The 23,517-nt window shown below is 37.1% G+C and carries 27 protein-coding genes; 25 read left to right on the forward strand and 2 right to left on the reverse strand.

Features of this window, described 5'->3' with window-relative positions; genetic code table 11:
- The 5 genes from truB to HXK94_000300 all read left to right on the forward strand — a co-directional run bounded on the left by truB (position 1) and on the right by HXK94_000300 (position 3,083).
- Positions 1–681: a tRNA pseudouridine(55) synthase TruB gene (truB, locus tag HXK94_000280; GenBank protein QTI96335.1), complete on the forward strand. Its 681-nt coding sequence runs from the start codon at positions 1–3 to the stop codon at positions 679–681.
- A 39-nt stretch (positions 682–720) separates the two neighbouring features.
- Positions 721–1,269, forward strand: a complete 549-nt coding sequence (orn, locus tag HXK94_000285) for an oligoribonuclease (GenBank protein ID QTI96336.1) — start codon at positions 721–723, stop codon at positions 1,267–1,269.
- Positions 1,269–1,694, forward strand: coding sequence for a hypothetical protein (locus tag HXK94_000290; GenBank protein ID QTI96337.1), 426 nt, complete (start codon positions 1,269–1,271; stop codon positions 1,692–1,694). The genes orn and HXK94_000290 overlap by 1 nt, the downstream gene beginning before the upstream one ends.
- Before the next feature lie 95 nt (positions 1,695–1,789).
- Entirely contained in the window at positions 1,790–2,092 is a 303-nt protein-coding gene (locus HXK94_000295; protein QTI96338.1) for a hypothetical protein, read from the forward strand.
- A 73-nt stretch (positions 2,093–2,165) separates the two neighbouring features.
- Complete coding sequence (locus tag HXK94_000300) at positions 2,166–3,083, forward strand: hypothetical protein (GenBank protein QTI96339.1); 918 nt, start codon at positions 2,166–2,168, stop codon at positions 3,081–3,083.
- A 41-nt stretch (positions 3,084–3,124) separates the two neighbouring features.
- On the opposite strand, the gene HXK94_000305 is transcribed toward HXK94_000300, so the two are convergent.
- Positions 3,125–3,709: a uracil-DNA glycosylase family protein gene (locus tag HXK94_000305; GenBank protein ID QTI96340.1), complete on the reverse strand. Its 585-nt coding sequence runs from the start codon at positions 3,707–3,709 to the stop codon at positions 3,125–3,127.
- Positions 3,710–3,812: 103 nt separating this feature from the next.
- On the opposite strand from HXK94_000305, the gene dnaG reads away from it, so the two are divergent.
- The 12 genes from dnaG (at position 3,813) to HXK94_000365 (ending at position 14,375) form a co-directional block, all read left to right on the forward strand.
- Complete coding sequence (gene dnaG / locus HXK94_000310) at positions 3,813–5,549, forward strand: DNA primase (protein QTI96341.1); 1,737 nt, start codon at positions 3,813–3,815, stop codon at positions 5,547–5,549.
- Between the two features lie 181 nt (positions 5,550–5,730).
- A complete protein-coding gene (gene rpoD, locus HXK94_000315) occupies positions 5,731–6,549 on the forward strand; it encodes an RNA polymerase sigma factor RpoD (protein QTI96608.1) in 819 nt (272 codons plus the stop codon).
- Positions 6,550–6,570: 21 nt separating this feature from the next.
- Positions 6,571–7,209, forward strand: a complete 639-nt coding sequence (locus HXK94_000320; GenBank protein ID QTI96342.1) for a hypothetical protein — start codon at positions 6,571–6,573, stop codon at positions 7,207–7,209.
- Positions 7,193–7,627, forward strand: coding sequence for an HAD-IA family hydrolase (locus HXK94_000325; GenBank protein QTI96343.1), 435 nt, complete (start codon positions 7,193–7,195; stop codon positions 7,625–7,627). Before HXK94_000320 ends, HXK94_000325 begins: the two co-directional genes overlap by 17 nt.
- Positions 7,627–8,511: a bifunctional DNA-formamidopyrimidine glycosylase/DNA-(apurinic or apyrimidinic site) lyase gene (gene mutM, locus HXK94_000330; GenBank protein ID QTI96344.1), complete on the forward strand. Its 885-nt coding sequence runs from the start codon at positions 7,627–7,629 to the stop codon at positions 8,509–8,511. The genes HXK94_000325 and mutM overlap by 1 nt, the downstream gene beginning before the upstream one ends.
- Positions 8,511–9,467: a DNA polymerase III subunit delta gene (gene holA / locus HXK94_000335; GenBank protein QTI96345.1), complete on the forward strand. Its 957-nt coding sequence runs from the start codon at positions 8,511–8,513 to the stop codon at positions 9,465–9,467. Before mutM ends, holA begins: the two co-directional genes overlap by 1 nt.
- A gap of 48 nt (positions 9,468–9,515) precedes the next feature.
- Positions 9,516–11,771 (forward strand): DNA translocase FtsK 4TM domain-containing protein, encoded by a 2,256-nt coding sequence (locus HXK94_000340; protein QTI96346.1) that lies wholly within the window; start codon positions 9,516–9,518, stop codon positions 11,769–11,771.
- 150 nt (positions 11,772–11,921) lie between these two features.
- Positions 11,922–12,233: a 30S ribosomal protein S6 gene (rpsF, locus tag HXK94_000345; GenBank protein QTI96347.1), complete on the forward strand. Its 312-nt coding sequence runs from the start codon at positions 11,922–11,924 to the stop codon at positions 12,231–12,233.
- Positions 12,234–12,256: 23 nt separating this feature from the next.
- Positions 12,257–12,688, forward strand: coding sequence for a single-stranded DNA-binding protein (ssb, locus tag HXK94_000350; GenBank protein QTI96348.1), 432 nt, complete (start codon positions 12,257–12,259; stop codon positions 12,686–12,688).
- A gap of 18 nt (positions 12,689–12,706) precedes the next feature.
- A complete protein-coding gene (rpsR, locus tag HXK94_000355) occupies positions 12,707–12,907 on the forward strand; it encodes a 30S ribosomal protein S18 (GenBank protein ID QTI96349.1) in 201 nt (66 codons plus the stop codon).
- A 73-nt stretch (positions 12,908–12,980) separates the two neighbouring features.
- Positions 12,981–13,541, forward strand: coding sequence for an elongation factor P (gene efp / locus HXK94_000360; GenBank protein ID QTI96350.1), 561 nt, complete (start codon positions 12,981–12,983; stop codon positions 13,539–13,541).
- Positions 13,542–13,652: 111 nt separating this feature from the next.
- Positions 13,653–14,375, forward strand: coding sequence for a TlyA family RNA methyltransferase (locus HXK94_000365; GenBank protein QTI96351.1), 723 nt, complete (start codon positions 13,653–13,655; stop codon positions 14,373–14,375).
- Positions 14,376–14,403: 28 nt separating this feature from the next.
- Here the strand turns inward: HXK94_000365 and ychF are convergent, their stop codons facing one another.
- Complete coding sequence (ychF, locus tag HXK94_000370; GenBank protein ID QTI96352.1) at positions 14,404–15,480, reverse strand: redox-regulated ATPase YchF; 1,077 nt, start codon at positions 15,478–15,480, stop codon at positions 14,404–14,406.
- A gap of 131 nt (positions 15,481–15,611) precedes the next feature.
- Between ychF and pilM the strand changes: the two genes are divergently transcribed.
- Genes pilM through HXK94_000410 form a run of 8 tightly spaced genes read left to right on the forward strand, consistent with a single transcriptional unit; the run spans position 15,612 to position 23,496 of the window.
- Entirely contained in the window at positions 15,612–16,661 is a 1,050-nt protein-coding gene (gene pilM / locus HXK94_000375; protein QTI96353.1) for a type IV pilus assembly protein PilM, read from the forward strand.
- Position 16,662: 1 nt separating this feature from the next.
- Positions 16,663–17,430: a hypothetical protein gene (locus tag HXK94_000380; GenBank protein QTI96354.1), complete on the forward strand. Its 768-nt coding sequence runs from the start codon at positions 16,663–16,665 to the stop codon at positions 17,428–17,430.
- Positions 17,430–18,269, forward strand: coding sequence for a hypothetical protein (locus tag HXK94_000385; GenBank protein QTI96355.1), 840 nt, complete (start codon positions 17,430–17,432; stop codon positions 18,267–18,269). The genes HXK94_000380 and HXK94_000385 overlap by 1 nt, the downstream gene beginning before the upstream one ends.
- A complete protein-coding gene (locus HXK94_000390; GenBank protein ID QTI96356.1) occupies positions 18,269–18,487 on the forward strand; it encodes a hypothetical protein in 219 nt (72 codons plus the stop codon). Before HXK94_000385 ends, HXK94_000390 begins: the two co-directional genes overlap by 1 nt.
- Before the next feature lie 33 nt (positions 18,488–18,520).
- Positions 18,521–20,290 (forward strand): GspE/PulE family protein, encoded by a 1,770-nt coding sequence (locus tag HXK94_000395; GenBank protein ID QTI96357.1) that lies wholly within the window; start codon positions 18,521–18,523, stop codon positions 20,288–20,290.
- Between the two features lie 14 nt (positions 20,291–20,304).
- Entirely contained in the window at positions 20,305–21,372 is a 1,068-nt protein-coding gene (locus HXK94_000400) for a type IV pilus twitching motility protein PilT (GenBank protein QTI96358.1), read from the forward strand.
- Between the two features lies 1 nt (position 21,373).
- Positions 21,374–22,579: a type II secretion system F family protein gene (locus HXK94_000405; protein ID QTI96359.1), complete on the forward strand. Its 1,206-nt coding sequence runs from the start codon at positions 21,374–21,376 to the stop codon at positions 22,577–22,579.
- A gap of 17 nt (positions 22,580–22,596) precedes the next feature.
- On the forward strand, positions 22,597–23,496 hold the full coding sequence (locus HXK94_000410; GenBank protein ID QTI96360.1) for a prepilin peptidase: 900 nt from the start codon (positions 22,597–22,599) through the stop codon (positions 23,494–23,496).
- The last annotated feature ends 21 nt before the right edge of the window (positions 23,497–23,517 follow it).

A 23,517-nucleotide genomic window follows, 5' to 3' on the forward strand; every position in this document is an offset into this window, starting at 1 on the left:
ATGGCGTTTTTCGAAAACGATAGCGGGCGAATCTTAATTGATAAGCCCGCTGGAATTACTAGCTTTGGTGTTGTGGCAAGAATTCGCCGTGTGCTAAAAAATGAGTTTGGTAAAAAAATAAAAGTTGGCCACACAGGAACGCTCGACCCTTTTGCGACCGGGCTTTTAGTTTTGTTATATGGTAAAGAAACTAAAAATGCGATGAGTCTCACTAAGCTTGATAAAGTCTATGAGGCTGAATTTACACTTGGCCAAATTTCCAGCACGGGTGATCCAGAAGGTGAGATTTCGAAATGCGAGAATTTTGAAGTTCCAACTTTCGAACAGATTAAAAAAGAAATTAAAACTAACTTTTTGGGCAAAATTGAACAAACACCGCCAGCTTTTAGTGCGATTAAAATTGATGGTAAGCGCGCTTACGATTTAGCGCGAAAGGGTGAAGATTTTGAAATTCCTAAACGCACGGTTGAAATTTTTGATTTCGAAATTTTAAGTTATGATTTTCCAAAACTAAAAGTTCGCACGCATGTTTCAAGTGGGACTTATATTCGTTCACTAGCGGAAGATTTGGGTGAAAATTTGGGTTGCGGTGCATTCTGTTCGCAACTTCGGCGCACAAAAATTGCCGATTTTGATATTTCGAAAGCTAAAAAGCTTGAAGATTTTGGAATTTTAGATTAGTTTTTGCTTATTCTACTAAAAAATGATATAATTTAAACAATGAAAAGCGCAAAAATTCTTTGGATTGATTTAGAAATGACTGGTCTTGATCCGCAAAAAGACCGGATTTTAGAAGTTGCCGCAATTGCGACAGACTGGGATTTTAACGAAATTGCCACTTTTGAAAGTGCGGTTAAAGTTGATGAAAAAACACTCGAAAGCCGAATGGTTGGCGAGTTTTGGGATACTTTTAGTGAAACGCGCAATGCTTTAAAATTACAAAACTCTCGTGCTACGAAAAATTCACAAGAAGTTGAAGCGGACTTAATTAAATTTGTAGAAGAAAACTTTGCGGAAGAACTTACGAATGGCGAAAAGATTCTTTTGGGCGGAAATTCAATTCACCAAGATCGCCGATTTATTCGTGCGGAATGGAAAAAACTTGAAAAAATGTTGCATTATCGAATGCTAGATGTTTCGGCGTGGAAAGTTGTGATGAGTGCCAAGTTTAAACGGGTTTTTGCCAAGCCCGAAAACCACCGTGCGTTGGATGATATTCGCGGTTCGATTGAAGAGTTGAAATTTTATTTAAAAAAGGTGAAAAAATAATGAATCAAGATGAAATTAGAGATTTTTTGTTAACTTTTGATGCGGCAGAAGTTCGAAAAGATGAAGAAAATAAGCTTGAAATTTTTGAAGTTAATTTCGATAAATTAGAAAAAATTTGGCAAGAAAAAATGACTGGTGAGCTTGGTGATTTTGAACGTGCGACTGGTGAAAAGATTCTTTCGAAAATTGCGGAAAGTGAAGAATCGAAAGCAATTTTTGCAATTATCCATGATGGCTCAAAACCATTAAACGTTGAAATGAAAACTGGTGCGCAATTGGCGCGAATTTTGCGTGAAAAGGAGAGCGTGGTCCCTTCTAAATTAATGAACGAGCGTGATTGGAATTTGATTATTGGGCAAGGGCAAGTTGCGGCCGATGAGCTTTGTGACTTATTGCGACTAAGTTATCGATTAGCTTGTGAGTAGTTAACTATTGACAAAAATATATTTATATGGTAACATAGTAATTACCTCTTTTTGGGGAAATTATAGCCGTGCGGGCTTTAAACGCGGTACATTATATGACAAGAAGAAGAATTATTGACCACCACACAGCATATAGCGAAACGAAATGTGGGGTAAAGGCTCCTACTCAGAACAGGACGAATAATAGCCCAAATGAGCATTATGCTGTTGATGGAAACAGAAATAATGATGGGCAGTTAGCACGGTTGTCTGGACGAGTTGACGTTGACGGTAATAGGAATGGTAGTGAAAGTGAGCCGGCATGGCGAGCGCAAACTGCATGCTTTGGTGCATTCGATGGAAGTGCTCCTTGTGTTGCGCATCAAGAAGATCGTCGTTATGCAGACGATCGGTGGTAAAAATCTTCTCGGCCTCGAAGGAGGCCTTTTTCATTTGCGAAAAAAATATAAATTTGGTATAATCATAAGTAATATGAAACCAAATCAAGACTGGAATCAGAACGACCAAAATTATGGTGTTCAACCGAATAATTTTCCTCAAAATCAGTATCCACAACAACAAAACTATGGTGGATATCCAAATGAGTTTACTCAAAATGGGCAATTTCCTGCTGAGCAAAATCAGCAGCAGTTTGGTGTTCAGTATCAAAACTATGGTGCTCAACAAAATTATCCGCAATATCCAAATGGGTATCAAAACCAACCTCAATATCCACGGCAACCAGTGCAGAATCCGTCTGCTGCTCCAAATTTAATGCCAAATCAAAACTATAACGGTAGCTCTGCATCTGAGAATCCGTATACCGTTGAGTATTTGAATAAAATCTCGCCTAAAAAGGCTGTTCCGTTTTGGACAAAGGGCAAGATTTTGGTTGCGTCCGCGCTTGCAATTGCGCTATTCTTTGCCATTTTCATTATTGCAACTGCTGGAAAAAGTGATGATTCTACGCAAAAAGTTCTTCGGGCTTATTATAACGTTGTGAAACTTAAAGAGATTACCGGGACGTATCAAAAGAAAATTAAAAGTTCAGACTTAGCAGCCGTTAATGCCGGAATCAATATTTCACTCAGTTCTGATGAGCAAATCTTAACAGAATACATGAAGAGTAAGAAAATTGATGTTCCGCGTGGTGATTCAAGGAAGAAATCAGAAATTTATAAGCAAACTGAAACTGATTTTAACAAGCTTGATACAACTCTTGATGATGCGTTTTTGAATGCTACGATTGACGAAGTTTATTCTCGTGAAATGGCCTATCAGTTAGTTCGTGTTAAAAACTTGATTGTTCGTCATAAAAAGACAGCAGGTTCTGTGCAGAAAAAAATGTATGCAAAGATTGAAAAAAATCTTGAAGAATCTTCAAAGCAACTCGAAAACTATAAGAAGTAGAATATTCTAAAAGCCGCTTTTTTCGAAAAGGCGGCTTATTTTTATTTGTTGATAATTTCTTGAATTATTTTTTGTAAATCTGGAATCACTTCGTCCTTGAACCAAGGATTTTTTGCTTGCCAAATATTGTTGCGAGGCGAAGGGTGAACGAGCGGAAAATATTCCGGAAGATAAGATTTATAATTTTTAACGGTTTCGGTTAGCTTATCAGACGATTTTTGATTAAGGTAATAATGCTGAGCATAATTACCAATTAAAATTGTTAATTCTATATCTGGAGCGAGAGCAAGAACTCGCTTGTGCCACTTTTCAGCAAAGCCTTTCCTTGGCGGTAAATCGCCCGATTTTCCGTGTCCAGGAAAATAAAAATCCATCGGAATAATAGCAAATAATCCTGAATTATAAAACTGTTCTTTACTTACGCCAAGCCATTCTCGAAGATTATCACCACTTGGGTCATTCCAATATAGCCCTGATTCTTGTGCGCGTATTCCTGGCGCTTGGCCAACAATGTTGATGCGTGCAGTTTTTGGAATTGTAAAGAGCGGTTTAATTCCTTGTTTTGTGTAGATAGAATTTTGTGGATCGGCCATAATTTCGGCTGTAAGTTTTTCGATCGTTTCCATTTTATTTTTTCCTTTTCTGATTTTTATTTTAGCACTTTAATTTCAGTAAATCAAGAAATAGCATTTTTTAGAATATTTTTTCGACCCGTGGTATAATATAAACATGAACGATGCCAGAGAAGAAATTAAATCGCGAATAAGTATTGAAGATTTAGCTGGCGAATATCTTGAGCTCAAGCGAACGGGGCGCAATTTTAAGGCGCTTAGTCCCTGGACGAATGAGCGAACTCCGAGTTTTATTGTTAGTCCGGATAAGCAAATTTGGCACGATTTTTCATCTGGAAAAGGCGGTGATATTTTTGGTTTTATCATGGAAGTTGAGGGAATGAATTTTCGTGAAGCATTAGAATTTTTGGCTCGAAAAGCAGGCGTTGAAATTGAAACTTTTAACTCAAAACGCTCTAAAGAAATTGCCGAAAAGAAAGAACGCCTTCGAAAAATTTTACAAATAAGTTCTAATTTTTATCAGCATATGTTGATTCGTGATAAAAAAGCTTTGAACTATGTTTTTAAAAAACGCAAACTTTCGAAAGAAATTGTGCAAGATTTTAAAGTTGGCTATGCGCCAAACGGCCAAAAAATATTAACAAACTTTTTACTTAAAAAAGGTTTTTCGTTAAATGATATTCGTGACGCAGGGCTTTTAAATCGGTTTGGTGGTGACATTTTTCGAAACCGAATGGTAATTACATTAAAAGATGCGAGTGGTGAGCCGGTTGGGTTTACTGGCAGGATTATAGATGACGAACCAAACGCTCCCAAATATTTGAACACACCACAAACTCTGCTTTATGATAAGTCTTCGAATATTTTTGGACTTTCGCAAGCTAAAAATGAGATTCGAAAAACTGGTTTTGCAGTGGTTGTTGAAGGGAATATGGATGTAATTTCGAGCCATCAAGTGGATGTGAGAAATGTGGTCGCTACGGCTGGAACAGCTATGACAGTAAATCACCTCAAGGCGCTTAGTCGGTTCTCAAATGATATTCGCCTCTGTTTTGATAGTGATCAGGCTGGAATCAACGCCACTGAAAGAGCTATTTCTTTAGGTCAGCAAGCTGGGGTTGAGCTTTCAATTATTACATTAGATCAATCTGCAGGCCAAGCAAAAGATCCGGATGAATTAATTCAAAAAGATATAGAACTATGGAGGAGATCAATTGCGAATCCGCAGCCAGCAATGGAATGGATCTTTGATCAATATCAAAAGAGGCTAGATATTTCAACTGCGAAGGGTAAAAAAGACTTTTCCACAATTGCACTTAAACTTGTGGAAAACTTAAATGACCCTGTGGAAAAAGATTTTTACATTAATGAGATTTCGAAAAGAATTGGTGTTTCGAAAGCGACGTTGCTCAATAAGATTGGTGAAGAAAAGAAGCCTGAAAAAACCAAAAAACGGGTGAAAATTGAAAAAACAGATAAGAAATTTGTTGACGATTTTTTGTACGAAGATGATTTGCTTGCGCTTGCGATTAAGGAGCCTCGGCTCGCTAAAATGTTGAGTGATTTAAAAGAGAATTCTCTACACGGCGAACAGCGGAATAAAATTCTAGAAATATTGAAATCTGAAGATATGGAGCTATTGAAAAGCTTTGATGAATATGTTAAAATACTACTATTAAAAGCTGACGAACGGCTCGGAAATATTAAAGAAAGTGCAACCGATGAAATGAAGCGTTTGATTCAGAAAGTTAAAACTGAAAATTTGCGAACACAAAAAGAGAATCTTCAAGCTGAACTTGAAAATGCTGAAATTCAGGGTGATGAAAATTTAAAAACGAAGATTTTAAGTAAGATTATTGAACTAAATAAGGAGCTAAATAGTGGCAAAAGGTAAAAGCAAGAAGGAACTTCCAGAAGAAATCTTAAACGAAGATGGTGTTGTTGACGCAACGGTATCTCTTGATGAATTTGAGCCGGATTTTGAAGATCTTACAAATGAAGACGAAGAAAATATAGCAGACGAAGATCTAATAAATAGTTCATATTCTGATGATATAACAGATGATAGTGTTCGGATGTATTTGCGTGAGATTGGTAAAATCCCACTCCTTTCACTTGAAAAAGAAACTGAACTTGCCAAAAAAGCGATGGAAGGTGACCAAAAGGCAAAAGATAAAATGGCGGAAGCTAATATGCGCCTTGTGGTTTCGATTGCAAAACGATATTCTGGTCGTGGGTTGGACCTACTTGATTTAATTCAAGAGGGAAACACTGGTCTTCTTCGTGCCGTAGATAAATTTGATCCAAGCAAAGGTTTCAAGTTTTCAACTTACGCAACTTGGTGGATTCGACAGGCAATTACTCGTGCGATTGCCGATCAGGCGCGAACTATTCGAATTCCTGTCCACATGGTCGAAACGATCAATAAACTTATGCGAACATCTCGCCGATTAACACAAGAACTTAATCGTGAACCAACTAATGAAGAACTTGCTAAAGAGATGGACATGGATGTTGAAAAAGTTGAATATATCCAGAAAATTAAGCAAGATATTACTTCGCTAGATGCGGGAATTGGCCGCGATGGGGAAGAAGGTGAAGAATCAACATTGGGTGATTTTATTGAAGACGAAGATACTGCAAGCCCAGAAGAATCAGCGACAGTTCAACTTCTAAAAGAGCAAGTTCGCGATATTCTTTCAACACTTTCAGACCGTGAGCGTAAAATCCTCGAAATGCGTTTTGGACTGAACGGCACAAAGAGCCATACGCTTGAAGAAGTTGGTCTTGAATTTGCAGTTACTCGTGAACGAATCCGTCAAATTGAAGCAAAGGCATTAATGAAGTTGAAGAAGCATAAAGATTCGAAAAAACTTCATGAATATTTGGATTAAAGTGGTGGAGAAAGGTTTAAAATGAAGGAAAAACTTATACGAATTGCACCAATCTTGCTAATTATCGCGATTGCGATTCTTTCGATCATAACTGTTGTTACAGTAGTGAATGCGCTTATGAATGGTGGAAATAATAATCAATCACAGCAGGCTGGAGATGATTCTTCGAAAGAAGAAGATAAATCGGTTAAAGATTTATTAAGTGTTGAACAGAATCGTAGTGTTAAAATGGCGGTTCGAGGACCAATTGTGGCTCAAGAAAACTTTCGATCTTATACTGTTGAAGTGTCTCCAACTTATCGTAAGCTAATAACTTATAAAGGCTATCTTGATGAAGTTATTAAGGAAGTGAATTTGGGGAATAATTCAGAGTCGTATACTCAATTTGTGAATGCACTCAATAAGGCTAACATGATGAAGGGTGTTGCATTTAGTGGTGCGGCTGATGATCTTGCTGGGGTTTGTGCTACAGGACACCTTTATGATTTCTCAATTTTAAAAGATGATAATGTACAAAAACATCTTTGGACTACAACTTGTGCAGGCTCTAAAGGTTCATTATTAGCAAACAATAAACAGCTTCAGAATTTGTTTATTTCGCAAGTTCCAGGAAATGAGCAAATTGTGCGTGATCTTGGGATTAATGAGAATAAGCGCTAAAGTTCTATTTTTCGATTGTTTTGGAGTGCTGGTTTTACGCCAGCCTTCTTCAGAACATATTTTTGAATATGTCTGGAAAAAAGATAAAAATCTTTTAAATTTTATCCGTCAACAGAAGACTAATGGCCTAAAAATTGGAATTATTTCTAATGTCGCACAATATCAATTTGATGAGTTTTTTTCCAGAAAAGAGCAAGCAGAACTTTTCGATTTTTTAGTATTATCTGGTGAAGTTGGGTGTGCTAAACCAAATTCAAGAATTTTTAAAATCGCAATTGAAAAGAGTAATGTTCTACCGAGCGAAATAGCTTTTTTCGATGATTCGATTTTAAATGTTGAATCCGCCCAAAAAGTGGGGATTCAGGGATTTTTATATAAAAATTGGGAAGATTTTTCAAAGGAATTTAAGGAGGATTAATGCCAGAATTACCAGAGGTAGAGACTGTTGTCAGAGGATTGAATCGATTAATCTTGAAAAAGAAAATTTCGAAAGTAAAACACGATTGGCCTAAAAGTTTTCCAAATGCACCAAAAGATGTTGAAGATTTTATGGTTGGTGCTGAGATTTCGAAAGTTAGTCGTCGAGGAAAAGCTATTATTTTAAAATTAAATAATGAATATACGCTTGTGACTCATCTTCGAATGACGGGTCAAATGGTTTATCGGGGCGAAGAGAACTGGGGAGCCGGTCACCCGAATGAAGACTTTCTTAATGATCTACCGAATAAATCAACTCGTGTTGAAATTGATTTTGAAGATGGAACTAAATTATTTTTTAATGATCAACGCAAATTTGGCTATATGAAATTGTTGCCAGATTTTGAAGTTGAACTTTTACCATTTTTCCAAAAATTAGGGCCAGAACCGTTAGAGGATAATTTTACGGTGGAAGTTTTAAAGAAGCAACTTTCAAGAAAAAGAAAAAGTATGGTCAAGCCAGTAATTTTAGATCAAAGTGTTATTGCCGGTGTGGGGAATATTTACGCCGATGAAGCTTTGTGGCGAGCGAAAATTCATCCTGAAACTCGAATCGAAGATCTTTCGGAATCTGATTTTGTAAAACTGCACGAAGCTATTCGGTTTGTGATGAATAAATCGATCGAAAAGGGCGGTTCAACAGATCGAAACTATGTTAATGCTGATGGTTCACGTGGAAATTATCTTGAATATGCTGCAGTTTATCACAAGGATGGCCAACCTTGCAAAAGATGTGGAACGGAAATTTCGAAAATCCGAGTTGGCGGTCGAGGCACACATTTTTGCCCAAATTGTCAAAAAATAAAGAAAGGGCTTGAAAAATAATGCTTGGCGGAAAAACAACAATTCTTTATGGCGAAAATTCTTATGAGCGAACTGCGAAACTCGCTCAAATGAAAAAGGATGCTGAAAAATCTGGATTTGAGATTCAAAAACAAGAGATCGATGGGCTTTCGAAAAGTGATTTTGTTAATTTAATTTGCGGAATTAGTCTTTTGGCGGAAAAGCGGTTTGTTTACATTCGAAATCTAAGTGAGAATTCTGAAATTTGGCAAAATCTCGGTGAGATTCTCCCGCGGATTTCTACCGATGTTCATTTGTGCATTATTGAAGATAAAATCGATAAACGTTCAACTGTTTATAAATCAATTTTGAAAATTGTTGAGCTTTATGAATTTAAAGCTATTGCCGCAAAAGATTCGAAGAATTTGGCTGAATTTGCGCGCGCTTTCGGTAAAAAACTTGGGTTGAAAATTGATAACAAAACGGCAAATTTCTTAATTTCGTGGGTTGGATTGAATGAATGGTCGATTCGTGATGCGATCGAAAAAATGGCGCTAATTGGTGAAGCGAACGAGCAAAATATTCGTGAATTCGTACCGCAAAATGTTGAAAGTAATGCTTTTGCAGTTTTCGAAATGATGCTTTCGGGCGATGTTTTAGGTTTGCAAAAAGAAATTTCGAAATTAAAAATAACAGATAGGGAAGAAGGTGCTTATAAGTTTTTAGGTTTAATTTCAACGCAAGTTTTTAATTTTTCAGCCTTAAAAATTGGCAAAAGTTCAGGTAAAACAACGGCAGAAATTGCAAAAGAGATCGGTGCGAATTCTTGGGCTTTAGGAAGACTCGATAATTTTGCGCAAAATATAAGCAATCAACAACTTACAGCAATTGTTTCGAAAATCTCGCAAATTGATGAAGTTATCAAAAGCGAAAATGTTGATGTTTGGGCAATGATTGAATCAACATTAATTGAGCTTGCAATATTTTTAAACCGTTAAAAATAAGTTTTCGAAAAAAATATTTTTGTGATATAATATAAAAAGATTATGGCTAAAAAACAAGTGAAAAAAAGCAAAGCTAAAAAAGCCCCGGCTCCAAAACAAAGTGTTTTACCGGCTGGATTTTGGCCGCAAGTTAGTGCGGTTCTTTTGATTGCGTTTTCATTTTTCTTAATTTTGAGCTGGTTTGGTGCTGGTGGTGCGGCGCTTACAGCAATTCACCAAGGATTTCTTGGATTCATGGGCTGGGCTGCATTTTTTGTGCCGGCAGTTTTAATCTTTATTTCGGTTGAAATTTTTCGTGATGAACAAAACCGTTTTCCAGGCTTAAACACTTTTGGTCTTGTACTTATTCTATTCTGGCTTAGTGGTTTCTTTGGGTTATTTAGAGCTTCTGCTGGAATGCATTATGGCGGTTGGAGCGGTGAAATTTCGAATAAAATTATGTTAGCAATGGTGAACTCTGTTGTTGCGGCGATTATTTATTTACTTTTGATTTCAATTACATTGCTTTCGATTTTGCGAGTTTCGCCAATAGTTGTGATTAAGAAAATTAGTGAGATGCTCAAGACTAGCGATTTTGCTAATGAATCTAAGAACGCTAAAGTCTTCGAGAAAGCCAAAGAAGCAATGCTTTCGAAAAAGGCTGAAGATTTGAATAATACCGAAAAGCCAGAAATTAAACTAAACGCAGGTGTTGCGGTTTTGGATAAAAAATCACGTGAAAAGGCTGAACAAAAAGAGAAGAAAGGTTTGATGCGAATTTCGAAAGCCAAGGAAACTTCTGCTGAAGATTCGAAAAAAGCTGAAAACCACGCGCCAATTTTTGATGATTCAAAATGGCAAGCGCCAGGTTTCGATTTGTTGGAGCATTCACAAAACCCGGCCGATGCTGGTGATGTTGAACAAAATGCACGAACAATTAAAGATACGCTTAGCGAATTTAATATTGATGTTGAAATGGAAGCCGCAAATATTGGTCCACGAGTAACACAATATACTTTAGTTCCGCAAAGTGGTGTAAAGCTAAGCCGAATCGAAAATCTTAGCGATAATATTGCGCTAAATTTAGCCGCAGAATCAATTCGTGTTGAAGCACCGATTCCGGGAAAACGAGCAGTTGGTGTGGAGATTCCAAATTTAAAATCTGCTGATGTTCGACTTTTTGGAGTTTTAGATTCTAAGGAATGGCGAAACGCTCGAGATCCATTAACTTTTGCAATCGGTAAAGATATCGCTGGTCACCCAGTTGTGGGTAATCTTTCGAAAATGCCGCATCTTTTGATTGCTGGTCAAACAGGCTCTGGTAAGTCTGTTATGATGAACGCATTGCTTACAAGCTTGCTTTATCGACATTCACCAAGTGAGTTAAAGCTAATCATGGTTGATCCGAAAGTTGTGGAAATGACAGCTTACGAGGATATTCCGCATCTGTTAACGCCAATTATTAATGATTCCGAAAAAGCGCTTTCGGCTCTTAAGTGGGCGGTTAACGAAATGGAACGTCGTTATCGTGTTCTGGCTGACGAGAAAATCAAAGAAATTAAAAGCTATAACAAGCATGTGATTTCTAAAAATGAGAAGATTAAAAAATCAACACCGGAGGGTGAAGAGCCTAAATTGCTTGAGCCACTACCCTATATCGTAATTGTTGTTGATGAGCTTGCCGACTTGATGATGGCGGCATCAAAGGATGTTGAAGCTATGATTGTGCGAATTGCACAGAAGGCTCGTGCTGTTGGAATTCACCTTGTTCTGGCGACTCAAAAGCCGGTTGTTAGTGTTGTGACTGGTTTGATTAAAGGAAACGTTCCTAGCCGAATTGCGTTCAAAGTTGCAGCGAACGGTGATTCTAGAACAATTCTCGATCGCGGTGGTGCTGAAAAGCTTCTTGGAAATGGTGATATGCTGTTCTATATGAATGGTGCGCCAAACTTAAAGCGTGTTCAGGGTGCTTGGGTTACGGACGAAGAAGTCTTGCGAGTTACAAACTTTATTCGTTCGCAAGGACCACCTCAATATAATGATGAGGTTATATCGCAGCAAGTTCAACCTGGAGCTATGGGTGGAGTAGTGATGAGTGGCGGAAGTTCTTCTACGGATGAAACTTTTGAAACAGCTGTTAAGCTTGTCATTGAGGCAAGGAAGGCTTCAACAAGCTATTTGCAACGACGCCTTGGAATCGGCTATGGTCGTGCTGCGAAATTAATTGACGAAATGGAGGATCGTGGAATTGTTGGTCCACCAAATGGCTCAAAGCCACGCCAAGTGCTTGTTTCTAGCTATGAAGAAATCGGTGAATAATTCGCCGATTTTTTATTTTCGAAAGATATGTTTTTAAAAAAATTATAGTTTAGCAATGTTTTCTTGATTTTTCTCTTTTAAAGTGATATAATTTAAAGGAATATTAGCTCAGCTTATTTGAAAGAATAGGCTTTAACCAAAGGAGTAAAAATGAAGGATTACGAACTTACAGTTCTTATTCATCCAGATTTCGAAAACGATCTTGATAAAGTTCTAGATAAAATTCGAGGTTTGGTTGCTGCTAACGGCGGTGAAATTGCAAAAGAAGACAACTGGGGTAAGAAAAAACTTGCTTACACAATTAAAGGTCAAGATTTTGCAATTTATGTTGCTATGGATCTAAAACTTCCAGCAACTGCACCACTAAAAATTAGTAACACTTTGAATATTACTGACGAAGTTTTGCGATATTTGCTTGTTAAAGCAGAAGAGCGACCAGTTGTAGAATCAGAAGAAAAATAATTTTTTAAGAATAGGATAGAATTATGGCTTTTAATAAAGTAATACTAATGGGAAATCTAACTGCAGACCCAGAACTTCGAACAACTCCAAGTGGCCAAAACCTAGCAAGTTTCACTCTTGCGATCAACCGAACTTGGAATAATGCCAGTGGTGAACGCCAAGAAGAAACAAGTTTTATTAACTGTACTGCTTGGGGAAAAACTGGTGAAACAATTTCGAAATATGTTTCGAAAGGTCGCCAATTGCTAGTGAGTGGTCGTTTGCAACAACGAACTTGGCAAGATAAAGATACTGGAAAGAATCGAAGCGCAATTGATGTTGTAGTTGAAGAATTTAGTTTTGTTAGTGATGGTAGTCGTGGTGGAAGTTCTGCTCCTACTACTAAAGCTGAAGAACCAACTGTTAGCGACGACTTTTCAGATGAGCCAATTGATCTATCTGATATCCCATTCTAAATTTAAAAAGGAGTTAAAATGGCTAAACGATTTAAACGAGAAATCCCAGCGTATTTTGATTACCGAGATGTTAAAACTTTGCAAAAATTTGTAAACATCTATGGTCAAATTGAGCCAGCTACAAAAACTGGTTTGAGCGCTAAACAACAACGACAATTGACAGTTGCTATCAAACGTGCACGTCATTTGGCATTGTTGGCATTCGTAACAAATGCTTAATTAAATTTTCGAATCTTCCTTGCTCAAAACTGGGTGGGGAAGATTTATTTTAAAAAATATTTTAAGGAGGAAAATGTATCAACCAACTGATTTGAAAAAGGGTGTAGTTTTTCAGCTTGATGGTCAACCATATCGCGTAGTCGAATATAACCAAAAAGTTGTAGGTCGTGGTGGAAGTATTGTAAGCTTAAAAATTAAAAACCTTATCACAGGTGCTTTGCTGCCTAAAACTTTTAAAGGTCAAGATAAAGTTGAACCTGCAGAAGTTACAAACAAGAAAGTTCAATATCTTTATAATGATGGTGAAGATTTCCATTTTATGGATCCAGAAACATTTGAACAATTTCAACTTTCGAAAGATATTATTGACGATGCTGCAGGTTATCTAAAAGAAGCAGAAGAACTAAATCTTCAATTCTTTGATGGAAAAGTTATCAATGTTGAATTACCTAAAAATGTTTGGCTTAAAGTCGTTTATACTGAGAATGTGGTGAAGGGCGATACAACTTCAAGCGTCCTAAAAGATGCTGAACTTGAGACTGGTATAACGGTTAAAGTTCCTGCATTTATTAAAGAAAATGATATTATTTCAGTTGATACTTCGACTGGCGAATATCGAGAACGACAAAAATAATTAGATTAATATAAAATAGGCTCAAATTTCAGCCTATTTTATTTTGTATAAAAATATTGAACAGCATGTGATTGCTGGAAATTATGTTAGAAATATAGTATAATATAAGATATGAAAATCAGATTAGACAATCTATTAGTAGACAGAAAAATGGTCGAGAGTCGCTCTCAGGCTGAAAGCTATATAAAGCTTGGTAAGGTTGCAGTTGACGGTATTAAGAGAACTAAACCGGGTTTTTTTGTTGATGTCAATTCTGAATTAAAAATCCTTCAGCAAGTTCAATACGTATCACGAGCAGGATTGAAGCTAGAAAGTGTGGCTAAAAAAATGCGAATCGATTTTCGTAATAAAACGGTTCTAGATGTTGGCTCGAGTACGGGAGGGTTTACGGATTATTCTTTGAAGAATGGTGCCAACAAGGTTATTGCTGTTGATGTTGGTACAGATCAGTTACATCCAAAATTAAGGTTGAACAAAAAAGTTGAACTACATGAGAAAACCGATATTCGAAACTTTAAAACAGATCAGAAAATCGACGTGGTGGTTATTGATGTTAGTTTTATATCTATAAAGGAAATTCTTCCAAGTGTCGTAAACCTTTCTAATAAGAACACAAAAATAGTGGCAATGGTTAAACCGCAGTTTGAAGCGGGAAGAAATGGAACTGTCAATGGTGTTGTAAAAAATAACTCTTACCGTAGGAAAATTCTTCAAGATTTTGAAAATTGGTGCCGTTCAAATAATTTATACATAGAGAATAAAAGGGATAGTGAAGTTAAAGGAACAAAAGGTAATCAAGAAAGATTTTATATCCTAAGGAAGACTAGCAAATAAAAAGACCGAATTTATCGGTCTTTAGTTTTTATACATTGAATCTAAATTCAACAACATCATTTGGAGACATCACATAGTCCTTGCCTTCGGTTCGGATTTTACCGTGGTTTTTAGCTTCTAGTTCGCTACCGCACTCCACTAAATCATTATAGTCTACGACTTGTGCAGCAATGAAACCTCTTTCGAAATCTGTGTGGATAACGCCAGCTGCCTGTGGTGCAGTCCAGCCTTTTTTGATTGTCCAGGCGTGTACTTCTTTTGGCCCAGCAGTCATGTAGCTTTGTAATCCTAGGGTGTCGTAAGCTGCGTGGATCATTTGATTGAGCCCAGTTTCTTTTACTCCATAGCTTTCGAGTAAATCTTTTGCATCATTTTCGTCTAATCCTTTCAATTCTTCTTCAAGTTTTGCGCAAACAAAGATAGATTTTGCAGGTAGAACCATTTTTGCAAGTTCACTTTTTTTCGCGTTATCGACTAATGTGTTTTCGTCAACGTTAAAGGCATAAATTACGGGCTTAGCTGTTAATAAGTGCAAATCAGCAATAGCTTCTAAATCTAAATCTTTTATACTTGATAATACATTTCCAGATTGAAGTTGTTCAAGTAATTTGTTCAAGTAATCGGCTTGTTTTCTGAGAGCTGGCTTAGCTTTCGCTTCTTTTTGAAGCTTTGGCAGCCGGTTTTCGATAGTCTGGATGTCTGCTAGGATTAGTTCAGTATTAATAACTTCAATATCATTTTTTGGATTAACTTCATTTGATACGTGGACGATATCGTTATTCACGAAAGCTCGGACGATATGAACGATCGCGTCGCATTGGCGAATATTTGCGAGAAATTTATTTCCTAATCCTTCGCCCTTTGAGGCTCCGGCCACCAATCCGGCAATATCAACAAAAGTTACTGTTGCTGGAATAATTTTTTGTGAGCCATAAATTTCGGCTAACTTATTTAGACGAGTGTCTGGAACTGGAACAATTCCTGTATTTGGCTCAATTGTTGCAAAAGGGTAGTTTGCAGCTAAGATATCATTATTTGTTAGTGCGTTAAAGAGTGTTGATTTACCAACATTTGGCAACCCAACGATTCCAATACTTAGACTCATATTTCTCCTTGTTTAATAAAAAATTCTTAATGATTATTATATCATATTTTAGCTTTAACTTATAATTTTCAGGTTATTAATAGTCGTTAAAACTCTTGATTTTTTAATTATGTTTATGTTAAAATGTAAGCATGATTAATATTAAAGGTGTGGGCGATTTCTTCTCGTTAGATATTGGAACGAACGCGATTCGTGCCGTCCAGCTTTCGAAAGCTGGAGAAAATTCTTGGAATTTAATTGGTCTTGGATATACTCCAGTTGACCCTCAATTAGTTTTGAGTAATTCTGATGAAAGTCGTCGTCGTTTGGGAGAAATTATCTCAACGATGATCGGTCAGAGCGATATTAAAACGAAAAATGTAGCGATTAGTCTTCCGTCCCAAAAGACATTCACAACAATTTTCGAAGTTCCTAAACAAGATGTTAAGGAATTGCAAAAAAACGTTAGTTATCAAATCGATCAGTATATTCCAATGGCTATCGATGACGCTCAGGTCGACTGGGCTCTTCTTGGAGAATCTCTTTCAAATCCAGATTCATTAGAGATTCTACTTGCAAGCACTTCTAAAAACTTCAGCGAAGAAAAAATGGAATTTGTTGAAGGTTTAGGCTTAAATGTTGTTGCAAGCGAACCTGATTCATTAGCAATGACTCGAGCGCTTTATTCAGGCAACCAAAATGGTCAAGCACAATTGATTATTGATATGGGTGAAATTTCAACCGACTTATCAATTGTATACCAAGGTGCTCCAAGACTTGTTCGAACAATTCCAACAGGTATTTCAAGCTTAGTTAAATCTGCAACGCAAAACTTAAATATTAAAGAAGATCAAGCGCGACAATTCATTATGAAGTTTGGTCTTGCTCAAGATAAACTTGAAGGTCAGGTTTTTCATGCTATCGAGATTACACTTGAAAACTTCGTCCAAGAAATTGCCAAGTCAATCAAATTCTTGGGAACAAAATATCAAAATGTTCAAGTTGGATCAATTGCGCTTTCAGGTTATTCTGGAATTGTACCGCAAATGCCTGAATATGTTTCTTCAAAGACAGGAATTCAGTCATACTCAGCAAATCCATTCCAAAATATAAATGTCCCAGCAAAATATCAACAACAAGTTGCAAGTGTTGGTAATGAGTTTGCCGTAGCGATTGGTTTGGCGGAAAGGAACAATAAATAATATGGTTGAAATTAATCTTTTGCCAGATGTTAAGCGTGATCTTCTTAAAGCGCAACGCCTTCGAAATATTGTTACTTTCGCATCAATTATTATTGGTGCTGTAATGCTTGGTGGTGTAGTTTTACTATTTCTAGTAACGCAAGGTCAACAAATTTTTATGGGCTTGAAAAAAGATGAAATTTCAAGCAAATTTAGCGATATGCAAAAAATTCAAGATGGTGAAACTGCAGCAACGCTTCGAAATCAGCTTAATGCTATTCAAAAAATCCGTGAAGCATCTCCGAATGTTTCGCGATTGCTCAGCACAGTCATTCCAGCGATTAAAACTACTGGTGAAAATGAAGTTAAGTTTTCATCAGTAAATTATGACCCAGAAACACGGATGGTTTCAGTTGAAGGTGAAACAAGTAATGGATTTACTGCTCTTGAAGCTTTCATTAAAACAATCAAATACTCACAAGTAATTTACAATAGTGATGATTCAAAATGTAAATCATCAGATATTGAAAACAATGCTGATATCTGTAAGCTTGCCGAAGAAGGTTCTGTTGTGCGAACTGAAAGTTCAATTGGCGTAAACGACCAAGGTCAAAATATTCTACGATTTGCTGTAAAGTTTAAGATTAACGAAGATGCTCTAAAATTCTCATCAAAAGATTTTGCAATCAAATCTCTTGGAAAGAAGAATGTTACAGACTCAACAGTTCAAATTCCTGCTGGAATCTTTACGCAAAGTTCAAAGAAAGACTCTGAAAAGGAGAACAAATAATGGGTGAAAATAAAGAAGTAGCTTTTTTGAAACGAAACGCTATCAATAAAGCGAATCAAACAATGTTTTTAGCTGTTGCTGGCGCAGCGTTGATTGCTGGCGCTTCAGTAGTTGGAATGGTTTACCTTTTCAGAATTTATAGCTTTAATACTAAAGTTTTGACTGAACAAGATAAAAGTATTTCAACAATTACACAAAATATTGATAACATTAATGATCTAAAGAAACGATTAGGATCTTTAGAGACTAACGAAAATCTAAATAAGAAAAATTTGAAATCAAATGCTGATGATGGCGGTTTGCGTGTTATTGCTGACGCGCTTCCAGATAGTGAAAATGCATCAGGGCTTGGTTCAGCTTTGCAAAAGAAGATTTTTTCTGACGGTGTAGTACTTGATTCATTTAATATTGAATCTTCAGATTCGAACAGTTTAAGCTCATCAAGCTCAGTGTCGACAAGCTCTTCTAGCGAAAGTAGTAGCATCCCAGATGGTGTAAAAGATATTCAATTTACAGCATCAATCTCTTCATCTTTCCCAAATGAAGGATCTCCAGAAGATATTAAAAACCGAGAAACTGCAGCTTATAACAATATAATTAATACTCTTCAGAAGATGGAAAAATCTATCCGTGCTATTAACGTTACAAGCTTTAAATTCGAACGATCAATAAATAAATTCACTATAACACTTAGTGCTAAGGCTTATTACTATCCTAAATATGTAATGACGCTGGATAGCAATAAAGTTAAGGCCGATGATGCTGCAAACCCAGCTACAACTACAAGTGGAACTGGCACGCAGACTAATTCAACAACAACATCTGGAGGATCAAAATAATGAAGAAAACTGATATCGCAATGATTGTTTTGATTGCCGGCATTAGCGTTCTTGTGTCATATCTTGTGATTAACTCGATTGCACAAGGTGGTTTTAGTGAACAAAGCTATGAAGTTAAAACAACCAAACCAATTTCTAAGGAATACGTTGAACCAAGCAATGAAATCTTTAATGATAACGCTGTTAATCCAACGGTTCAAGTTAATATTGGACAATAATTAAAAAAATAATAATTTTTTAGAAGGAATATAATGACATTACTAACCAATGATATTCAAGATAGGCTTGCAAAACTCCTTGTAGAAGAGGGGCTTGTTCAAGAATCTAAAATTGAGTTGGCTATTAAAGAGGCTGGTTTAAACAATCAGTCTCTAATGTCGTATATGATTGAACACAAACTTCTAGATAATGAAATTCTTGTTCATGCAACTTCTCATGTCTCTGGAATTCCATATGTAAATCTTGAGAATACAACAATTCCGCAAGAAACACTTGATTTAATAAATGTTGATATTGCGGAAAGAAATATGGCCGTGCCGATTGCGGAAGTACAGGGAAGAATTGCTGTGGCGATGCTTGATGCAACAAATATTCAGGCCGTCGATTATCTTTCGAGTTTAATTCAGCGTCCATTAAAAGTATTTATGGCGAGCCAAAACTCCATTAAGCATGTTTTGGATCAATATAAAACCGACCTTTCAGGCGTGGATGCTCTAGCTGAAAATGTTGACGCGCAAAAACAAGCCGAGGCGGAATCGAAACGTCAAGTTCAGACGATTGTTCAAGATTCACCAATCTCAAAAGCGTTAAATACGATTTTAGAATATGCGGTTCGTGCAAAAGCGTCCGATATTCACATCGAGCCACTCGAGAAATCTCTAAAAATTCGCTGTCGAATCGATGGCGTTCTGCGTGAGATAATGAATCTTCCGAAAGCGATTGAGCCAGCTTTGATTTCACGAATTAAAATTCTTTCGAATTTAAAGATCGATGAACACCGAATTCCGCAAGACGGTCAGTTTGCTGTGGCAGTTGGCGGAAAAGAAGTCGACCTTCGTATCGCTATCTCTCCAGTTGTTTGGGGTGAGCAGGTAGTGATTCGTTTGCTCGATAAAACAGGTAATTCATTTAATCTTGAAGATATGGGTTATGCTGGTCGAGCGCTTCGAACAATCCTAAAAGGAATCTCGGCACCAAATGGAATGGTTTTGACCTCTGGTCCAACAGGTTCTGGTAAGTCAACATCGCTTTACGCCTTGATTAAAAAAATTAAAGATGATTCGGTAAATATTATTACACTTGAAGATCCGGTTGAGTATAAGATGGATGGAGTTAATCAAATTCAGGTGAACGCCGAAGTTGGCCTAACTTTCGCTGCTGGTCTTCGTTCGATTTTGCGTCTTGACCCAGATATTGTGATGGTCGGAGAAATCCGTGACGGTGAGACTGCGAACCTAGCCGTACAAGCAGCACTTACGGGACACTTGGTTTTCTCGACATTGCACACTAACTCTGCTGCTGGAATTCTTCCGCGTTTGATTGATATGGGAATCGAACCCTTCTTAATTGCTTCGACGGTGAATACGATTATTGGTCAGCGTTTGGTACGTCGGGTTGCGCCAAAAAGAAACACTTACCAATCTTCGCCACTTCAAACACAAAGTATTATTGAAACCGTTGGCCATTTATTGCCAAAAACGCCAGAAGAAGTTGAGAGAGTTTCTGCCGATCTTGGTTATAAAAATCTACCGCTCGCAAATCAAAAATCTTATACTCTTGTGAAAGGTCGCGATACGCCACAAACACCGGGTGGATATCAAGGTCGTGCAGGTTTGTATGAGGTTATGGAGGTGACAGAAGAAATTCAGCAGCTGATCATCAAGCACGCAACTTCACATGAGGTTCAAAAAGTTGCGATGCAACAGGGAATGATTACGATGCGCCAAGACGGTTATCTCAAAGCATTAACAGGAATCACTACAATAGAAGAAGTAAACAGGGTTGCGTCTGATAGCGCATAAAAAAGGGGAGAAATATGAATCAAAATTTAAGAATTGAAATTTTACTTGAAGAAATCGTTCGAAAAAATGCGAGCGACCTTCATTTACAAGTTGGTTTGCCACCAATGATGCGTTTAGACGGTGTTTTGACGGCATTTCCAGGGTATAATCCGCTAAATGCTGAAGAGGTTGAACGGTTAGTTTTTGCTATTCTTGACGATGATCAACAAAAAATCTTGATCAAAGATAAAGAATTTGACTTTTCTTTCGCTTTTGGTGATCTTGGTCGTTTTCGTGTGAATGCTTTTCATGAGCGCGGAAATTTAGCAGCTTCATTGCGTTTGATTCCAAATCAAATTAAAACAATTGCTGAGCTAGGTATGCCACCAGTTATTCAATCTTTTGCGGATTTCCCACGAGGATTAGTTTTGGTTACAGGTCCAACAGGTTCTGGTAAGTCAACAACTTTGGCTGCATTGATCGATAAAATCAATAACGAAAAAGCTCAGCACATCATTACAATTGAAGACCCAATTGAATTTACGCACAAATCAAAACGCTCTGCAATTGTTCAGCGTGAAGTTCATTATGATACATATTCATTCTCGGCCGCACTTCGAAGTGCACTTCGTCAGGACCCGGATGTTGTTTTGATTGGTGAGATGCGTGATCTCGAAACTATTTCTGCAGCGATTACAATTGCTGAAACTGGACACTTAGTATTTGCAACTCTTCACACCAACTCCGCTTCGCAATCTATCGATCGTATGATCGACGTTTTCCCGCCACACCAACAACCTCAAATTCGTTCACAACTTGCAAACATTATTCAAGGAATTTGTGCTCAACGGCTTGTGCCTGCGATTGGCGGTGGTCGAGTTGTTGCGGCTGAAGTTATGGTTGCAAACCCTGCAATTCGAAATATTATTCGTGAAGGTAAATCTCACCAACTTGATACAATAATCCAAACTGGTGGAGATCAGGGAATGCAGACAATGGATCGTACGCTTGTTAAACTTGTGCAATCTGGTGTAGTAACTTATGATGATGCGCGTGAGTTCGCAGTTGATTTAGTTGAATTTGAAAGATTAATGAGAGGCTAAAATGAAAAAATTTTCTTACAAAGTAAAAGATAAAGTTACTGGAAAGATTGTTAAGGGTGAAATTTCGGCAGACAGCAAGCGCGCTGCCGGAAAAGCCTTGATTGATCAAGGGTATATTCTTCAAGATGATATCTATGAAGTTGGTCAAGAAAATCCGTTAAATCGATTTTTAAATCGAATTACAACTAAAGATAAAATTGTTTTCACTCGTCAGTTTGCCACTCTGATTGGTGCTGGTTTGCCACTAGCCCAAGCTCTTCGAACAATTTCAGAACAGACTGAAAATAAAAAAATGCGTTCAGTTATTGATGAAATTTTAGCTTCTGTTGAGAGTGGCTCGAGTTTGAAAGATGCTTTTTCGAAATTTCCAGAAGTGTTTGATAAGGTTTATCTTGCCTTGATTGCTGCCGGTGAAATGTCGGGAACGCTTGACGAATCTCTTCGCCGTATTGCAACACAACAAGAAAAAGATGCTGCAATGATGAGTAAAATTCGGGGAGCTTTAACTTATCCAATTATTGTGCTTGTAGTTATTGCGCTCGTGATGGCTTTCATGATGGTTCAAGTTGTGCCACAAGTTAAACAGCTCTATAAAGATATGCACCAAACTTTGCCAATGGCGACAGAAATCCTTATAGGTATTTCAGATTTTATGATTAATTTTTGGTGGCTTGTCATTATTATCGCTGGTATTGGTGGATACTTCTTCCGTCAATATCTTAAAACTGAACCAGGAATTAAATTCGCTGCGAACTTCAAATTGAATGTTCCGCTATTTAGTCCGCTTTTTCGAAAGCTTTATATGGCTCGATTTACGCGAACTGGCCAGCTTTTGCTTTCAACTGGCGTTCAAATGCTTGATATGTTGAATATTTGTGGCGATGCGATGAATAACGTTGTTGTTAAGAAAAGTGTTGATGACGCCGCTAAGCTCGTTCAGGGTGGTAAAAGTCTTTCTGAATCACTAAAAGGCAAGGATTACATCTTGGATATGGTTCCACAAATGATTAATATTGGTGAACAATCTGGTAAAATCGATGAAATGCTTGGCAAAACAGCTCAAGTTTATGAAGACGAACTAGACGAACAAATTAAAGCAATTTCAACTTTGATTGAACCTATCTTGATGGTTGTAATGGCATTAATGGCCGGTGGTTTGATTGGTGCAATCTTGTTCCCAATCTACTCATTGGTTACAAAAGTTTAATTTTCGAAAGGAAGAGAGTGGAGAATTTTCTATTAAGTTTATGTTTTGGGGCGCTCGGTACTGTTTTTGGCAGTTTTGCTGTAGCTCAAGTTTGGCGGTTACGTGCCAAGCAGCTTCAAGATGAAAAAGCTTCTGGCGAAAAAATCGACGCCGTCGAATGGAAAAAACTCCGCTCGCTCGTTTCGGTTAGCCCAAAAAATGATCGTTCGCATTGTTTAAATTGTGGCTATCAACTAAAATGGTATGATTTAATTCCGATTATCTCTTGGCTTTCACTTGGTGGAAAATGCCGTAAATGCCGCTCAAAAATTGGTGCAACTGAATTTTTAGCTGAAGTTTCAATGTTCGCGCTTTTTGTAATTATTTTCCTAGTTTTTAGTCCATTATCTGGTACAGGATTTTCGCTTTTTGGATTATTTAGGCTTTTGATTCTGTTTTTGGCGTTTATTCCGCTCGCAATTATGTTTATTTATGATGCAAAATGGTCGCTCCTACCGACTAAAGTTATTTGGATTTTTAATTTTCTTGCATTCATTTATTGGATAACAGCATTCGCTAACACCACAAATGGTTTTAATCTTTTCTCGATATTTAATATCGCAATCTCAATGGCGCTTTTTCCACTAGTTTATTTTGTGCTAGCCAAAATTTCGAAAGAAGAATGGGTTGGTGGTGGCGATTGGATTTTAGCGATCGGTTTGATTTTTCTTTTACCAAATCAGCCAATCTTTGCAATGCTTTTATTGTTCCTTTCGAATTTTGTCGGTTTAATTTTTGCGCTGCTCCAATCAATCCTGCAATTTAAAAAAGTTAAACGGGGAATAAGAATTCCTTTTGGCCCAGCTATGATTTTGGCTACATTGATTTTGTTAATCTTCCAGCAATTTTTATTAATTTTTACAAGTTTTATTATGTAAAATTAAAAAAGCTTATGGTAT

The organism is Candidatus Nanogingivalaceae bacterium, from assembly GCA_015257795.3.
GTDB lineage: Bacteria > Patescibacteriota > Saccharimonadia > Saccharimonadales > Saccharimonadaceae > Nanogingivalis.

Bases quoted from the DNA above. Each gene is read 5' to 3' on its own strand.
- truB (QTI96335.1), top strand. From the start codon at position 1: ATGGCGTTTTTCGAAAACGATAGCGGGCGAATCTTAATTGATAAGCCC.
- orn (QTI96336.1), top strand. From the start codon at position 721: ATGAAAAGCGCAAAAATTCTTTGGATTGATTTAGAAATGACTGGTCTT.
- HXK94_000290 (QTI96337.1), top strand. From the start codon at position 1,269: ATGAATCAAGATGAAATTAGAGATTTTTTGTTAACTTTTGATGCGGCA.
- HXK94_000295 (QTI96338.1), top strand. From the start codon at position 1,790: ATGACAAGAAGAAGAATTATTGACCACCACACAGCATATAGCGAAACG.
- HXK94_000300 (QTI96339.1), top strand. From the start codon at position 2,166: ATGAAACCAAATCAAGACTGGAATCAGAACGACCAAAATTATGGTGTT.
- HXK94_000305 (QTI96340.1), bottom strand. From the start codon at position 3,709: ATGGAAACGATCGAAAAACTTACAGCCGAAATTATGGCCGATCCACAA.
- dnaG (QTI96341.1), top strand. From the start codon at position 3,813: ATGAACGATGCCAGAGAAGAAATTAAATCGCGAATAAGTATTGAAGAT.
- rpoD (QTI96608.1), top strand. From the start codon at position 5,731: ATGTATTTGCGTGAGATTGGTAAAATCCCACTCCTTTCACTTGAAAAA.
- HXK94_000320 (QTI96342.1), top strand. From the start codon at position 6,571: ATGAAGGAAAAACTTATACGAATTGCACCAATCTTGCTAATTATCGCG.
- HXK94_000325 (QTI96343.1), top strand. From the start codon at position 7,193: ATGAGAATAAGCGCTAAAGTTCTATTTTTCGATTGTTTTGGAGTGCTG.
- mutM (QTI96344.1), top strand. From the start codon at position 7,627: ATGCCAGAATTACCAGAGGTAGAGACTGTTGTCAGAGGATTGAATCGA.
- holA (QTI96345.1), top strand. From the start codon at position 8,511: ATGCTTGGCGGAAAAACAACAATTCTTTATGGCGAAAATTCTTATGAG.
- HXK94_000340 (QTI96346.1), top strand. From the start codon at position 9,516: ATGGCTAAAAAACAAGTGAAAAAAAGCAAAGCTAAAAAAGCCCCGGCT.
- rpsF (QTI96347.1), top strand. From the start codon at position 11,922: ATGAAGGATTACGAACTTACAGTTCTTATTCATCCAGATTTCGAAAAC.
- ssb (QTI96348.1), top strand. From the start codon at position 12,257: ATGGCTTTTAATAAAGTAATACTAATGGGAAATCTAACTGCAGACCCA.
- rpsR (QTI96349.1), top strand. From the start codon at position 12,707: ATGGCTAAACGATTTAAACGAGAAATCCCAGCGTATTTTGATTACCGA.
- efp (QTI96350.1), top strand. From the start codon at position 12,981: ATGTATCAACCAACTGATTTGAAAAAGGGTGTAGTTTTTCAGCTTGAT.
- HXK94_000365 (QTI96351.1), top strand. From the start codon at position 13,653: ATGAAAATCAGATTAGACAATCTATTAGTAGACAGAAAAATGGTCGAG.
- ychF (QTI96352.1), bottom strand. From the start codon at position 15,480: ATGAGTCTAAGTATTGGAATCGTTGGGTTGCCAAATGTTGGTAAATCA.
- pilM (QTI96353.1), top strand. From the start codon at position 15,612: ATGATTAATATTAAAGGTGTGGGCGATTTCTTCTCGTTAGATATTGGA.
- HXK94_000380 (QTI96354.1), top strand. From the start codon at position 16,663: ATGGTTGAAATTAATCTTTTGCCAGATGTTAAGCGTGATCTTCTTAAA.
- HXK94_000385 (QTI96355.1), top strand. From the start codon at position 17,430: ATGGGTGAAAATAAAGAAGTAGCTTTTTTGAAACGAAACGCTATCAAT.
- HXK94_000390 (QTI96356.1), top strand. From the start codon at position 18,269: ATGAAGAAAACTGATATCGCAATGATTGTTTTGATTGCCGGCATTAGC.
- HXK94_000395 (QTI96357.1), top strand. From the start codon at position 18,521: ATGACATTACTAACCAATGATATTCAAGATAGGCTTGCAAAACTCCTT.
- HXK94_000400 (QTI96358.1), top strand. From the start codon at position 20,305: ATGAATCAAAATTTAAGAATTGAAATTTTACTTGAAGAAATCGTTCGA.
- HXK94_000405 (QTI96359.1), top strand. From the start codon at position 21,374: ATGAAAAAATTTTCTTACAAAGTAAAAGATAAAGTTACTGGAAAGATT.